Source organism: Plantibacter flavus (assembly GCF_900177615.1).
In the GTDB taxonomy this organism is placed as follows: Bacteria; Actinomycetota; Actinomycetes; order Actinomycetales; family Microbacteriaceae; genus Plantibacter; species Plantibacter flavus.
The window spans coordinates 138153-151417 of record NZ_FXAP01000007.1 but is presented as its reverse complement, the minus strand read 5'-3'; the positions used below and the strand labels follow the sequence as shown (position 1 = coordinate 151417).

Annotated in this window: 23 protein-coding genes; 5 read left to right on the top strand and 18 right to left on the bottom strand. The window is 64.3% G+C overall.

The window, feature by feature from the left end; all coding sequences use genetic code 11:
* Positions 1-18 precede the first annotated feature (18 nt).
* Positions 19-561, top strand: coding sequence for an HU family DNA-binding protein (locus B9Y95_RS19035; protein ID WP_159453466.1), 543 nt, complete (start codon positions 19-21; stop codon positions 559-561).
* 82 nt (positions 562-643) lie between these two features.
* Here the strand turns inward: B9Y95_RS19035 and B9Y95_RS19030 are convergent, their stop codons facing one another.
* The 9 genes from B9Y95_RS19030 to B9Y95_RS18990 form a co-directional block, all read right to left on the bottom strand.
* A complete protein-coding gene (locus B9Y95_RS19030) occupies positions 644-937 on the bottom strand; it encodes a hypothetical protein (RefSeq protein ID WP_085514233.1) in 294 nt (97 codons plus the stop codon).
* Between the two features lie 13 nt (positions 938-950).
* Positions 951-1670, bottom strand: a complete 720-nt coding sequence (locus tag B9Y95_RS19025) for a hypothetical protein (protein WP_085514232.1) — start codon at positions 1668-1670, stop codon at positions 951-953.
* A gap of 47 nt (positions 1671-1717) precedes the next feature.
* The gene (locus B9Y95_RS19020) at positions 1718-2107 is read right to left on the bottom strand and encodes a hypothetical protein (protein WP_085514231.1); all 390 of its coding nucleotides are present in this window, start codon (positions 2105-2107) and stop codon (positions 1718-1720) included.
* Between the two features lie 76 nt (positions 2108-2183).
* Positions 2184-2744, bottom strand: a complete 561-nt coding sequence (locus B9Y95_RS19015) for a pyrophosphohydrolase domain-containing protein (protein WP_159453465.1) — start codon at positions 2742-2744, stop codon at positions 2184-2186.
* 99 nt (positions 2745-2843) lie between these two features.
* Complete coding sequence (locus tag B9Y95_RS19010; RefSeq protein ID WP_143736589.1) at positions 2844-3698, bottom strand: hypothetical protein; 855 nt, start codon at positions 3696-3698, stop codon at positions 2844-2846.
* A gap of 143 nt (positions 3699-3841) precedes the next feature.
* Entirely contained in the window at positions 3842-4546 is a 705-nt protein-coding gene (locus B9Y95_RS19005) for a hypothetical protein (protein ID WP_085514228.1), read from the bottom strand.
* 26 nt (positions 4547-4572) lie between these two features.
* Positions 4573-5031 carry a hypothetical protein gene (locus B9Y95_RS19000; protein ID WP_085514227.1) on the bottom strand — a complete coding sequence of 153 codons (459 nt, stop codon included), beginning with the start codon at positions 5029-5031 and terminating at the stop codon, positions 4573-4575.
* Positions 5028-6146 (bottom strand): hypothetical protein, encoded by a 1119-nt coding sequence (locus tag B9Y95_RS18995; RefSeq protein WP_085514226.1) that lies wholly within the window; start codon positions 6144-6146, stop codon positions 5028-5030. Before B9Y95_RS18995 ends, B9Y95_RS19000 begins: the two co-directional genes overlap by 4 nt.
* A gap of 91 nt (positions 6147-6237) precedes the next feature.
* Complete coding sequence (locus tag B9Y95_RS18990) at positions 6238-6528, bottom strand: hypothetical protein (RefSeq protein ID WP_085514225.1); 291 nt, start codon at positions 6526-6528, stop codon at positions 6238-6240.
* 316 nt (positions 6529-6844) lie between these two features.
* Here B9Y95_RS18990 and B9Y95_RS18985 point away from each other — a divergent pair, with 316 nt between their 5' ends.
* Both B9Y95_RS18985 and B9Y95_RS18980 read left to right on the top strand, forming a co-directional pair.
* Positions 6845-7075 (top strand): SOS response-associated peptidase family protein, encoded by a 231-nt coding sequence (locus tag B9Y95_RS18985; protein WP_085514224.1) that lies wholly within the window; start codon positions 6845-6847, stop codon positions 7073-7075.
* 2 nt (positions 7076-7077) lie between these two features.
* The gene (locus B9Y95_RS18980) at positions 7078-7626 is read left to right on the top strand and encodes a hypothetical protein (RefSeq protein ID WP_085514223.1); all 549 of its coding nucleotides are present in this window, start codon (positions 7078-7080) and stop codon (positions 7624-7626) included.
* 33 nt (positions 7627-7659) lie between these two features.
* Here B9Y95_RS18980 and B9Y95_RS20550 read toward each other — a convergent pair whose 3' ends face one another.
* A complete protein-coding gene (locus tag B9Y95_RS20550; protein ID WP_159453464.1) occupies positions 7660-8298 on the bottom strand; it encodes a helix-turn-helix domain-containing protein in 639 nt (212 codons plus the stop codon).
* A gap of 291 nt (positions 8299-8589) precedes the next feature.
* Between B9Y95_RS20550 and B9Y95_RS18970 the strand changes: the two genes are divergently transcribed.
* Positions 8590-9174 (top strand): hypothetical protein, encoded by a 585-nt coding sequence (locus B9Y95_RS18970; RefSeq protein WP_085514221.1) that lies wholly within the window; start codon positions 8590-8592, stop codon positions 9172-9174.
* A 9-nt stretch (positions 9175-9183) separates the two neighbouring features.
* A complete protein-coding gene (locus B9Y95_RS18965) occupies positions 9184-9474 on the top strand; it encodes a hypothetical protein (RefSeq protein ID WP_085514220.1) in 291 nt (96 codons plus the stop codon).
* Positions 9475-9518: 44 nt separating this feature from the next.
* Here the strand turns inward: B9Y95_RS18965 and B9Y95_RS18960 are convergent, their stop codons facing one another.
* The 8 genes from B9Y95_RS18960 to B9Y95_RS18920 form a co-directional block, all read right to left on the bottom strand.
* The gene (locus B9Y95_RS18960; protein ID WP_085514219.1) at positions 9519-9734 is read right to left on the bottom strand and encodes a histone-like nucleoid-structuring protein Lsr2; all 216 of its coding nucleotides are present in this window, start codon (positions 9732-9734) and stop codon (positions 9519-9521) included.
* A 19-nt stretch (positions 9735-9753) separates the two neighbouring features.
* Entirely contained in the window at positions 9754-10137 is a 384-nt protein-coding gene (locus B9Y95_RS18955; protein WP_085514218.1) for a hypothetical protein, read from the bottom strand.
* A 377-nt stretch (positions 10138-10514) separates the two neighbouring features.
* The gene (locus B9Y95_RS18945) at positions 10515-11039 is read right to left on the bottom strand and encodes a DUF6611 family protein (RefSeq protein WP_085514216.1); all 525 of its coding nucleotides are present in this window, start codon (positions 11037-11039) and stop codon (positions 10515-10517) included.
* A complete protein-coding gene (locus tag B9Y95_RS18940) occupies positions 11036-11275 on the bottom strand; it encodes a hypothetical protein (protein WP_085514215.1) in 240 nt (79 codons plus the stop codon). Before B9Y95_RS18940 ends, B9Y95_RS18945 begins: the two co-directional genes overlap by 4 nt.
* The gene (locus B9Y95_RS18935; RefSeq protein WP_085514214.1) at positions 11272-11748 is read right to left on the bottom strand and encodes a hypothetical protein; all 477 of its coding nucleotides are present in this window, start codon (positions 11746-11748) and stop codon (positions 11272-11274) included. Before B9Y95_RS18935 ends, B9Y95_RS18940 begins: the two co-directional genes overlap by 4 nt.
* The gene (locus B9Y95_RS18930) at positions 11745-12074 is read right to left on the bottom strand and encodes a hypothetical protein (RefSeq protein ID WP_085514213.1); all 330 of its coding nucleotides are present in this window, start codon (positions 12072-12074) and stop codon (positions 11745-11747) included. Before B9Y95_RS18930 ends, B9Y95_RS18935 begins: the two co-directional genes overlap by 4 nt.
* A 56-nt stretch (positions 12075-12130) precedes the next feature.
* Entirely contained in the window at positions 12131-12451 is a 321-nt protein-coding gene (locus B9Y95_RS18925) for a hypothetical protein (protein WP_085514212.1), read from the bottom strand.
* Complete coding sequence (locus B9Y95_RS18920) at positions 12448-13203, bottom strand: N-6 DNA methylase (protein ID WP_085514211.1); 756 nt, start codon at positions 13201-13203, stop codon at positions 12448-12450. The genes B9Y95_RS18925 and B9Y95_RS18920 overlap by 4 nt, the downstream gene beginning before the upstream one ends.
* Between the last annotated feature and the right edge of the window lie 62 nt (positions 13204-13265).

Sequence of the window (13265 nt, the reverse complement as noted above, 5' to 3'; positions counted from 1 at the left end):
GTGGAGACAGGACAAATGATGAAGAGCGCAGATCGCGAAACAGGCGTTGCTGACGCAACCGACCCAGAGGGAGTCCCCGACATCGTGGACGAGTCGGAGGAGAACGAGGACGGTGAGTCGACAGACGAGAACGCCCGAGCTCCGCGCTTGGCCAAACGGCAGCTTCTTGCCCGAGTAGCCCACGAGACCGGGATCCCCTACAGCGTCGCAACGAAGCTGTACGAGGAGATGATCGCGCAGATCCTCGCCTCCGTCGGCGAGGGTATTCCCGTCACGCTGACAGGCTTCGGTCGCTTCTACGCGCAGGGCCACAAGGGTCACCGCGTCCAGTTCGCGGACCAGGACGGCTCGACCAAGGTCAACAACTACGCCGTCTTGAAGTTCTCCGCCACGAGCGCGGTGAACCGCAAGGTCTACCGGAAGGTCGGACCCAGCATCAACGACGAGACCCCCGCGCAGCAGCGGCGGCGTGAACGGCGCGAGCAACGCGCGGCCGAAGCGGCCGAAGCAGCCGCGAAAGCCGCCGCCGAGGCAGCGCGTCGCGAACTCATGGGCGAGTAGCGGCGCTTCTGGCGACACAGCCGTGCGGAAAGACGAAGCCCCGAGGGAGTGATCCCTCGGGGCTTCTCGGTGTGCGGTGCGCTCAGCCAGCACTGACGCTGACGCCTGACCTGATGACGAACGGGCCCTCGTAGCCGCCCCAGGACGGCGCTGGGTTCGACGGGTCTGCTCGGTGTCGTGTGATCGCAAGGAGGTTCGCACCATAGTCCTGGAGGAAGGCGCTGTCGGGCCGGCTGACGTAATCCGTGAAGAGGCGGAGCATCTCGGCCGCCGCATCCTCGAGGGATTGACCTGTCCTCGGAGCGACGGTGAGCTGAACTCTCGCGTCCAGGACCGTGGTCTCGATCTGCGAGGGCTCGTTCGTGGTCTGTGTCACGTTGATCTCCTGTTCAGGGTTCGGAGGTGGACCCGCTGGCGCTCCTCGCAGCAGCCCACTGATCGTGAAGCGGGTGGTGGTGCTTGAGATGGGCTGGCGCTCTCCGATACATGTCTGAGTGCGTGAGCATCGTGTCGCCCAGGATGGTTCCCGGAGTGGTGCCGGGTCGGTACACGCTCGTCGGTGAGACACCGTCGAGCCGGCCGACGACGAAGACCCGGTTCGGCGAATGGGGCCACTGGTCCTCGTAGGCGGTCCAGAGCTCCTGGTACAGCGGAAGCAGCTCATTGAGCATGTTCACGTCGGGCGATGCCACCCAGACCTCGTCCCGAGGGCGGAGAAGGCCGGCGTTGCGAGGTGAGTCAGCGGGCTCGTAGATGCACGGGAAGCCGTCGGGGAGCCTGATTGACGATCTCAGGTGCCGCTCCAATGCCGCAGCTCGGACGCGATCCTCCCAGTGAGGCGAGGAGCTGAGCAGCAGCTGCTCGAGCACCGGCCGGTCGGCATCGGCCGCGGCCGCGAGCACCGGGTCCTCTCGCATGAGCCGCCGCACGTCATGGTCGCCCATGCGGTATCGCTGCGAGTATGGTCCGTCCGCGGTCGTGGAGCCGATCGGTACCCCCTCGATCGAGCCCACTGCCTCGACGCGGAGGCGATACGTTCGAACGGCTTCGACGACGGCGTCGCGAGCAGTCGTGAGTTCGTCGACTACAGGGGCCTGTTGGGAGTTCATGCGTCTGGTGTCCGATTCTGAGGTTGATGGGTGAGCGTGTCCAGCGCTCATGCGGGCGCGAGGTGCGTGTGTCGTTGGAGAACCAGAAGCTTCGCTGCGCACTTCGCGATGCAGGTGATGGTGGCTCGAGTGATGCTCTCCCCAGCGCCGGCGGCGACCGAACGGTTGAACGGCAGGGTGGCACGGAAGCGAGTGTCACCTGGCCAGGCCCGCAGTTCGACGAAGGTCGCGGCATCCCAGTCTGCGAGCGGGATGCTGTTGAGGTTGCGATCGTTTTCGAGGGCGGCGGTGAGGCGCTCGAGACTGAAGACCTGGTCGACGACCCGGATGGTGTCGGCGGTGACGAACTGACGGTAGTAGTCCTCGTGGGACACGACGCGGTCGTGCATGTACTGCCGGCGGGTGAGGATCTGAGTCTGCAGCGAGTGATCGGGCATGAAGGGCTCCTGTGAGGAAGACCCGAGTGGTTGCGCCGGCCTGGGGCCGCGCAACCACTCGGGCGAGGGTGGGGTACTAGTGCGTCATGTCGGGGTACAGCTGGAAATAGACGCCGGCGACGTCCGGCGCGACGTAGTTTGGCCCCTTCAGCGACTTCCCGGCAGGAGCGTTGTCGAGCTCCCACCCGCGGGAGCGGACGGGGAGGCCGTCGGCACCGAGCTTCGACATGTTCGCGCGGTGGATCTCGTCGAAGAAGGGGGTGGCATCGATTCCGGCCTGGTTGAGGACCTGGATGGCGCGTCCGGCGATCACGTTGAGCGAGTACGCCGCGACACGCTCGTTCTGCGCATGGAGGTCCTGCTTGAGACTTCGCAGGCGGCCGTCGTTCGCGGCGAGATAGCGGGAAGCGAGCACGCGCAGCGGCCGTTCCGGGTTCGGGGTCTGCACGGCAACGCGCAACAGCTCCGGGTCTGCTTCGGCACCCATCTCGACGAGGGTGCCCAACGACACGTAGACCGTGTCGATCAGCGCATCGATGACCAGCGGTGTGCTGTTTCGCTGCAGCGCGTCCCGCAACTCCTCGATACCTTCCTCACGGATGAGGGAGAGACGCAGAGCGATGCGATCTGCGGGCAACGGGCGGGGGGGAACCGATGCTATTGGGGTGTTCGAACCGGTCATGGAAGAGGGCGACGGAGCGCTGCATCGGCAGACAGTAGTCGAGCATCTGGGCGGTCATGCGATCTCGCTTTCGGAGTTGATGGGCTGGTCTGGCGCTCGGTGCGCAGGAGGCTCGGCCACGAGGTAGGACCTCATCGGTCGTGCGCGGACTGATACCAGACGCGTTCCAGGGAGGCCGTCGACGGCCGGTGGCGCGTATGGCGCGAAGGGGTGAGGGGTGTCACAGTCTGTGCAGCTCGCACCCGGCCGGCTGGAGCCGTCGTCGGCGAGGAGCGGGTCGACATCGATCGGGTACAGCAGAGCCGAGGTCAGCGCCGCCGTGAACTCCATCTGACCGTCGTTGGGGAACCGAGGTTGCGACATGTTCCGCATGGACAGGATCGCCGTCGAGCTCGAGTCGTGCTCGACATCCGTGGCGTTCTCGTGGCGAGCTCTGATCACGGTTTCGTGGGCGCCGCCTGGACTCTCCCGGGTCTCGAGCTCACCACCGATGATGACGGCGAGGAGCGATGAGTCGTTCTGATGCTCACCCACGAGGTGCACTTCGATGAACTGGGAACCGCGCCCTTGGGCGTAGGTGTAACACTTCGAGACGGGAACAACGTTCAGCTGGTGGCCGTACTCGGAGGAGTAGTAAGCCAGGCGCTGTGATTCGAGTTCGCGGATGGCCGTCATCATCCGAGGCGTCGGGGTGAAGACCGCGGCTTCCTCCCGGCTCACGTGGCGGATGCCGCTCCGCAATTCGAACACGTCGCGGTCGAGCACCGGGCTCCAGCGCCGGCGCACGACTCGATGGATCGATCGAGCGTCCGGGCTCAGATCTGAGATGCGCGCGAGCGGGTACTGCAAGGGGAGTGCGAGATGGTTGATGGGGGCAACCGCTACTGCGGTTGGTGCGGGACTAGTCATGCCGTGCCTCCTGGGCTCAGTCGGTGTGCAGCGTGGCAGCGTCGGAATGCTTGTTGGAAGTGTCACCAGATGCTGGGTGTGCGGGGTCGTTCGAGCGCTGGCACGGGAGTGGGGTTACCACCCCCGTGCCAGCAGGGCCGAGCTCAGACGAAGTCGGCTGGAGCGTCGGCGGCCGGGGAGCCGTCCTGGAGCATTTGCCCGTGGGGCATGTCGATCCCTGGCAGTGCGACTGATGCACCAAGGCCTGTGGCCTGGCTCGCGGCGAGGATCTGCGCTTCGATGTCGGCTCGCGCCTGACCGGTGATGGTCTCCGCGGCCCTCTTCATGGACTTCACCGCGAACTCGGCGTTCGACGGGGCGGCCTCGATCGAGGAACTGTGGGTCCTCAGAGCGTCGCGAATTGCTCGAACGCCGCGCTTGCCCTCGATGGCCTCTTCGAGCTGAGCGAGGGTCTCCCTTGCTCGCTCGAGGAGATTGCTGACCGTCCCCGACACTTCGTCCAAGCTGGCTTGGATCCTCGGCGCGTACCGCAGCCGGGCGACGAACGGGGTCGTCTCAGTCCTGCGGATCGTCACGGGGACACCCGTTCCGATCCCAACGGACGACACGAGTGCTCCCCACTGGGCAAGACTCATCTCGACTTCGACGAGAGATGTGCGCGGGAACGTGCTGTCACCACCGAGGCGGCGGTGTCGGGAGGCCGTCGAGATCGTGAGCGTCACCGACTCCTGATGGAGGAGGTCGCTCTGGAACAGCACCCGACCGGTGCCGTGGCTTCGGCTCGCCGACGCGACACCGAAAGCCGGGTGGGTCTCGACTGTTCCGTCGTGAGGATCCTGCTCCACCACGACAGGGACCTCCTTGTCTCGACCCGTCACAGCGAGACACCCTCGGCGAGAACGCGATGCTCGACCGTCTGGTCAGGACCCTGCGTGAACTTCAGGATCATCGCGGAGCGCTCCGTCGAAACAAGAGCGACGACGTCGTGCCAGTCATCACCCCCGGGCGCCTCAGTCGCACGCTGCCCGTCGAGCACGTAGGCAGCGTAGTCATCGTGACCGATCACGCTGCCCATCGTCCTCTGGAGCGCGATCGGGATGTGGGTAGCCGGCCGCTGAGGCATCACGTCTGGACTCGGCTCATTGAGCCAGGACCGCAGCGCGCCTATGCCACTTTGGACGTGGCTGAACCGTTCACGCATCTGGGTCAGCTCGGCATCGCTGTACGCGTGTCGCACGTCGATGGCGCCGAGCTCGCGCGTGTACCCGCGCTCGGCGAAGTCGACGAGCGCTCGGACCTCGTCCAGCTCGAGCTGGGGGAGTGTGTTCGTCATGCTGCGCGTCCTTTCGTCTTCGTCGATTCGTACTTGTTCAGGGCCTGGACGTCTTCAGCGCAGCCGCCGGCGCGGACCATGGCGGCGAGATCCTTCAGCTCACGCGGAAGGGACTGCTTCGCCTCGGAGTGCTTGATGATTCGCTCGTACAACTCGAGCGCTTCATGCGCGGCCTCGACCGAGTCCTGCTCCTTGAGAAGGTCCATGTCGTACACCGGCAGGAGTGGGGCGTTCTGCACGACACCTCCCTCGACGAGCACGTATGCCCGACTCGGGTCGCGTCGCTCGACGGCGGCCGGCGTCGTCTCGTACTCCCGCCAGAGGCGCACCGTCAGCTCCAAAGCGAAGCAGGTGTAGAGGAAGTGGACGTCGAGTTCGCGAAGGTCCCACTCCCAGGTGTCTGGACCGAACAGCTCTACGCCTTCGGAGTCGCTCAGCCAGTCCCTCGCCTCCTGCTCCGTGTCGCGGTGGAAGGCTGCGTCCGCGAGGATGCTCGCAGCTCGGGAGGCAGGGGTCTGCTCGGGGATTGGCAGGCCGAAGTACTCGAGTTCTTCAGCATCTGCCGCGAGTTCGAGGTTCGGAGCGGCTCCCGATGAGCGCAGCTCAGTCAGGTACTCCTCGAAGTCGACGCCGTTACGCGCGCACACCGTCCTGGCGATCGCGACGATCTTCTCGTACTCGGCTTGCGCGTCGTCACCGATGTCCTCGTGGTCGCGCAGGTGGTCCTTGACGCTGGCCAGGAAGGCGGCTTCGCTGTAGTGGCGGACGTCTCGCGATCCGACGAGCTTCTGCGCCCAGTAGGCAGCATCAATACAGCTGGCCCCGTCGGAGTAGTAGCCTTCGCTTCCACGGCAGTCGAAGAAGTCGAGCATGTCGTTGATGCGAGAGAAGACGAATCCATCGGCGATGTCACCGACTGTCACCAGGTAATTCGGCCAGGTCACGACGCCGAAGGACCAGATGTTCGTCCCGGGTGCACCAACGTGCATCTGGCGGTTGAGGCCGTCGTCGACCGTGACGGTCAGGACGTGGTCCTTCGTCTGTTCGAGGAACTCCGCGTAGATACGCGCATAGGGGTTCTCAGGCGCTGGTCGGGTTCGGGTGACTGCCGTCATGTCGGGGTTCGCTTTCTCGCAGGTAGTGAAACGGAGGGCTCCGCCGGCCGAGAACGTCAGGCAGGGAAGGGCGGTGTCGAGATCCGTCTGGCTACCGGACGAGGTCGACGATGGGTTGCGGGAGCTCGGCGTATCCCGTGAAGCGGTTGAAGCCACCCGTGAAGTCACGGCTGATCGTCGCCGTGCGGTACATCGCCGTACTCGCCTCGCTGAGGTGGGTGTCGGTGCTGACGTATGCGACCTTGCCCGTCACGGGACTCGTGACGAAGCCTGAGCATCCTTCGAAGGATCCGTTCAGGCGGAGGTTCCGGAGCTCGATCTCCAGGTCGGGGATGATCTTGACGATCGCGTTCTTCAGCTTCGTCATGGTGAGGATCGTCACGATGGGACGCCTTCAGAGTCTGTGGGGTTCGGTTCAGGCTTGGTCTGAGCAGCGACGCGCTCGGCGGCCCGACGCTCCCTGATGGTCTTCCGCTGACCGGTCGTCAGCGGTGTGTGCGCGAACGTCGTAACTCTCCCGCGTGTTTTCGCGGTGGTATGTCCATCAACGGGGCAGAGGATTGATCCCGTGCAGCTGTCTGCGATGGGTTTGCGATGGGTCATGAAGGGTCCGTTCGGCGACAGGTTCGTTCAAGGGCAGTGGGGGTGTTCGCGCACGACGCTGGCGGGCCGGTTGAAGCTGGACCTAGGCTGAGCGCATGTGCGGGAGATACGTGGTCGCGGATGAAGTGCACGACCGGATGCCGGCCTGCTTCACCCCTGATGGGTACGACGACTGGCTCGGTGACCACCTGGGCCCGGAGGAACTGCTGCAGCTGTTGGACAGGGAGAGCTTCGCCGTGGCGCACGACCTAGAGCACTACGAGGTTTCGAGGGACGTCAACAACGTTCGCAACAAGGGTCCCCAGCTGATTGAGCCACTGTCGTGAGTATGTGTAATCCGGAGCTCATCGCATGCCAGATCAGCACCGTCACAGAAGCGATTGGGTCCTGGAACTGGAACAGCTTCTTCGCCACCGTTATCGCCACCACAATTGGTGGAGTCATTGGCCTTGCGGCAGTCTGGCTCGGATTCTGGTTGCAAGAGCGTCGCCGGTATCGGGAGAGACTGGACGGGCACGTCATAGGAATTCTCGAGCAGTTTCTGAATCACCACGAGTTGGTTTTCACCAGATACGCCTCTCGGAACGAGGGTGGCATGCGCGGCAAGCTTGGCGTGGCTAGTCGTTCCGCGTTTGCTGAGATCGATTCGCGTCTTCAGATTTCAGAGGTGTACGCGAGGCCGCGCGACCGAGCTGTGATCTCGTTCGCGAGGACGTCTGTCCGGTTGATCGACCAAGTCGACGTTCCCTTCCTCCGCGCTATTTTGCTGAACGGTGTCAGAAACAGCCTGGGTGATTGGCGCTCGGGGGAGATCACTCGGGATGAGGCGCAAGACTCGCTCGCCGAGCTTAGGATCAAGATTCGGCGGTATCGGTGACATTGAAGCCACGCGTGCCCACCGGATCGCCGGTTAGGCCGTGGCGTTTGGCGCGAGCGACGGTCCCACCTGCGGCCGCCTAAAGGTGACGCAGCGGTTAGCCATGTCGAGGGTCGACTCCCAGCCCAGACCCACATACCCGAGCTCGAAAGACCGGATCGCGTCGTCGAGAGCCTCCGCATCGTCCAGCTGGGGGCTCACCCAGAAAACTCGGACCGCTGCAATCTCTCCCTGTTCCGTTTCAAACGAGATCGTCGCTTTGGCGCCCCACATCTCAGGTAGGGCCGCCCGCATTCCTTGGACCCGAGAACGGCGTTCACGCCGTGCGGTGAGGCGTTGGGATCGACTACGCCGATTCGATCGTGTCTCGAAGACAGTCGGGACGCCGAGTGCTGACCAGATTGCTGCTGCAGGCCCTTCCACTGCCTGGTGGTGGTGTCTCTCGGCTTCGCTTGTTCTGAGTATGCGGCGGACGGTGGATCGAGGGAGCTGGAGACGCCTCGAGATGTCCCCGGCCACCATGGACTGTTGAGCGCATGCAAGCACCGCATCCTGCATGACACGCTCGACAGTCTGTTCCGCGCGGAACACCGCTCTGTACGCATCTCGAATGGCAGCGTGCCCGAGTTCGCTCATCGCCATCGCCACAGACGCCTCCGACTGCTCTTCCATGCGAGGAACGCTATCGCGAATCGGCGTACCCGAGTTGTTCTGCGAACTGTGGCTGCAGAGCGCCTCGCGATCGTTTGCGAACGCACCACTGGCGGAGTCGTCGTGTCGATACCCCACATCGAGCCGTATCGTTGTGCAGCGTCGACGGGGCCACCTGAATGAGACCGTTCCGCTCGGCGTTGACCTGCAAGGATAGATTTGTGCCAGAACATGTCTTGACATCCTTGCTTGCGTATCTCGACATCGGGGGATTCCGAAGATGAATCGTGAGACGTTCTCAGTGGTTCACGCATGAGCCCGTGTGATCCGGATCTCATCGCCTGCCAGATCAGCACCGTCACAGAAGCGATCGGTTCCTGGAACTGGAACAGCTTCTTCGCCACTCTCATAGCGACCGGGCTCGGTGGCGCATTGGGTGTTCTCGGTATTTGGCTCGGATTCCGCTGGCAGAGGCGCCAGCAGTACACGCTCACGCTCGATGATGCCGTGGTCGCGATCCTCCAGCACCTCCCGTCGCAGGCCACTGAGATCAAGCGTGCCCACAATGCGAAGATCGATCACTTCGTGAACATGGCGTCGCATACATCGCCGCAAGAGGAACCGCCGGAGGCCGACCATCTCACGATGATGATGTTGCTGGAGGTTGCTCAGGTACGCGCCCGCCGGGGGGATCAAGAGATCATGCTCGACGCCCTCCGTTCTTACGATCAGATTCGAGGCTCTCTCGACAGCAAGCGCCAGATGCAAGCTCTTGGCGTGCTGGGCGGAGCCCTCTCCCGGTGGCGGTCCGATATCTGGACAGCTGAGGAGGTGCGGGCCTCGATCGGGCGAGCCGGTCAGCTGGCCATGGATCCGAACGAGACCGACAACTCGTAGGCTAGGTGCGTGAAGGTTGTAGCTCCGGTTCGTGCTCGCTCAGTTGTCGACATCGAGGTCTCGGGCGAGGACGTCGAAGCGCTCCGCGCGGATGTGGTCGCCCTGACTCCGGTCGGACACCAGCTGGTGCAGGTTCGCGGGAGGGGTCGAGTTGACGGGCTCCTGGTCGGCACGGCGTCGTTCCGCTCGGTGGTCGTTGAAATGCTCGAGGCAGAGGGTCCGGACTACAGTGCGGCACTTGCTCGCCTGATGGATCTTGCCGGGACCGAGCGGACGGTTCTATCGGTGCGCGTCGCTTAACGTCCCAGTGGGACGCGGCGGTAACCGCGGGTAACGAGCGCTGGCTAGGGGCGGCGTCGGCGGGTACGCGGGATGACGACGCGGCGGCCGGCCTCAACGAATGGGCGCAGCTGCTCGCGCAGCTCCGCGGCGGTTTCCTCACGGAGGTCGATTTCGAAGTTGCGGCCGTCGATACCGAAGCGGACGGTGTCGCCGGCTCCAGGTGCGATCTCTGTTCCGTCGATGTCGTCGACGAGCGTGACTACGGTTCGCTTGGCCATCTCCCCATCCTCCCAGTGATCATGCCTGTTCTGCCGGAGCAACGCTCACGTGCTCAGAAGCCAGGTTGCAGCTTCCCTGCTCGACGTCGGCGAAGCAGCCGTGGATGTGCAGGGGAGCGATGCAGGATGCGGCGCCCGTGCAGGTGATGAGGTCTGCGGACCTCGGCTCAGGCGTGACGATCGCCGCGGCGAGGATCGCCTTCCACGAGGTGAGATCGCGCGGGTACTCGCTGAGCCACAGCTTCTCGCCGCTCTCTTCCTCGCCGCGCTTCCAACGGAGGAGCGAGTGTTCGGCCACCATCTGGGCCTGGCTGTCGCTGTATCCGAGGGTGGCGGCCATCCGGAGGCCGGCGTTGACGTTCACGGGGTCGACGTTGACGCCGGTCTTGAGTTCGGGTCGCATGGTGGTTCTCCGTTCGTTGGCGCGCGGCTGATCGGCCGCAAACGCTGGATGGACTTACGGTCGTGAGTCATTGCTCGACCCGCCTGGATGAGACGCGTCGTAGCTCAGGCTGAAGTGATCAGCGCGATGTTCTTGTCGGTTGCTCCGCGCGCATGCTCTTGAGCTGGGGGTAGGTGAGGTCCATGACGGCCTGCGAAGCCACCTCGTAGGGTGCCGATGGGTTCAGGCGTCGGTACGTCTCGACGTCGACACGAAAGTGCTCGACGCGGTCGCTCTCTTCGTTGCTGCCAGGTGTCATCTGACGTCCTTCCTGAGTCCCGGGATGGAGCTCGACCTGTCCAGTGGTCGTCCGGCGAGCCGCCCGGAGAGTGTCCACCTCAGCGACGCTCAGGTAGCTCGTTGTAGATCCTCCAGCACTCGACTTCGTACCCGATCGTGTCGAGGTCCGTCCGCTCGTCAAGCGCGTCGAGATCGGCAGCGAGGCGTGCGAACGCGTCTCCGTCGCCACTGAAGACACCAGGCGGAATGACCACGACGCGGATCCGCCGGCTCTGACCCATGAGGTGCCACACGGGCAGCGCGCCCGCTGCCCAGAACGCGACGAAGACGGCCACTACGAATGCACCAAGCCAGATACCACCGAAATATCCGACCATCATGGCGAGGGCGGTCATGATGGAGAGTGCTGTGAACGACGTGCAGAACGACGCGAAGGCCAACCGCCGTCGTGCTGCGTCGGAGAGTCCGGGTCGGTCCACGGTCAGGGTGACGTGGATCCGCCGAGTGAACATCGCGATGTAACCGGGCGTGACCTCGAGGCGGCCCCATCGCGCGTAGAAAGAGTTGCCCCGACCGGCCATCGTGGCGATCGGCAGGCGCCGAAGATGCGTCTGGCGCTTCATCGGGTTGTGTCCAGCTGCTTGCGGATCTTGGCGTCGAACATTGATCCACCGGGACGTCCCAGCGCGTGCTTCCCGAGGAGAGCAGCGGCGACGGCGTCGGCGAGGGACACCTGCAGCCGTTTCCCCGGTGCGGCGGGGAGGGGTTCGATGTACCACTTGCCTGAGCGGTCGTATCGGACGATCTCGCTGCCGTCAGCCGTCCATCCGTGGATCGTTCGGTCTGTGTTGGTACTCATGACGCTGACCCTTTCAGTGGACGCGGGGAGGCGTTGAACTCGCCGGCGAGCCAAGCGTAGGTCGACTCGTCGGCATCGGTGCTGCAGGCGCAGGCCGTGTGGAGACATCCGACGACGTTGCGGTGTTCGGACCAGGGATGGCCGCACTGCACGCACGTCGGTCCGTCGTCCGCGACCATCGTATCCAGAGGCTCTGACGCGGAATCGTGCGCAATCAGGATGGCTCTGACCTTGTCGACGTCGGCGGCGGCGAAGAATGCTCCGCGGCGGGGGAAGAGTTTTCCGTGGACGGGCATGGCCTCGAGAGCGTCAGTGACGGTTCGCTGGGCGCGATCGCGATCGCCGGCGAGAGTGACGAGCGCCTCGGCGGACGATTTGATCGTTGCGATCTCGTCCGCGGAGAGCCCACCACTCCCGTGGTCGCTGACGATGTCGCGCAGGCGGTCGCTGACGTGGCGGGGAGAGCTGGTCATGGGCGTGGTCCGTTCTTGGGGTCTCGGCGCTGCTCTCGGACGATGAGCACCATCCACCCGAGGCCGGCCAGGGTGTGGAAACGGGGGGTGTCGAGCAGTGCATCTCGGAAGCGGTTGGCGGCGTCGAGGTACTCGGGCTTCTCCGGCGCATCGGCCGAGGCGCCGAAGCGCAGCGTGTAGAGGTTGCGATCGACATCGACGCGCCGCAGCATCGCCCAATGCAGGCGCTTCCACATCCAGCTTGCGAGCGACAGAGCCATCCACAGGAGCAGCGCGATGATTGCGAGCCCGGGGATGATGAGCAGGCCGATCCAGAATTCGCTCACGGGGAGCCTCCGTTCGTAGAGATGGATGCTTCGATGGGTGCTGCGTGACAGCCTTCTCAGCTGCGCAGCAGCTCGACGACTGACTGGGAGAGGTCGTCGTAGGTGGCGAATCGGTTCGTCCCACCGGTAAAGTCCCTGGTGTGCTTGGCCGAGCGGTAGAGCGCTCGTGTGGTCGCCATGTTGTTGCGGTCGGTGCAGATGTAGGCGATCTTGCCCGTGCGAGGGTTCGTGACGAATCCGGAGCATCCCTGGAGGGAGCCGTTGATGCGGACGTTCTTCAGCTCGACCTGCAGCTCGGGGTCGAGGCGTACGAGGTCGTTCTTCAGCTTCGTCGCGGCGTAGTTGCCGCGGATGGGTGGTCTCTTCGTCTCGCTCACGCGGCACTCCGATCTGGGTCGTCAGTCATGGGTGCAGGGGGTGCTTCGGCGGCTGAAGACGCTGCCGAGGTCGGCGTCTCTCCAGCGCGTTGGGTGGACCTGTGGGTCCGGAGCTTGGTTTCCCAGCTGCCGAGAACATGCGCCGGCGTAGGCCAGACGTCGAACTCCTCGAGCGTGAGGGTGTTGCCGTGGACGACGACGGCGGGCATGTGCAGCAGCGTGAGCGCGACGTACGTCATGTGCACCGCGGTCTGGTCCAGATCGACGGCCGTCACATGGACCCGTCGTTGGTAGTTGAGTCCAACCGAGTCCATCGCCTCCGCGAATGCGACGATCATGCCGCCGCTGCCGCAGGACGGCTCGTGGAGCGTGATGAAGGGCTGGTTATCGAGGGCCGTTGTCTGCTCTCCGATGGTCATCTTGGCCAACAAAGATGAGACCGAGTAGGGAGTGAAGTACTGCCCCAACGACTCGTTGCCGAGGTCGAGGGACATGTACAAGTGGCCAAGGTGGTCGCCGAATCCCTTCTCGAACTCGAGGATGAGCTCGGCGATCATCTGCGGGAACCTGGCGACTTCGTCGTCCGAGTAGCTGGCGAGGATCTCCGCGTGACGAGACTCGCGGGCGTCGTGCCTGTGCAGGTCGACAGCGTTCCGGAACGTGATGGCCGTCAGCTCGCAGAAGTCTGCGAAGACCTGGGGGACGCGTCGACGGCCGCCACCGGTGTTGGCTTCGAGCAGCTTCTTTAGCATGAGGAGTCCTTCGTGTTTTTCGGCGCACGAAAAGACACCCCTTCGGTGTGAAGGGGTGTCTA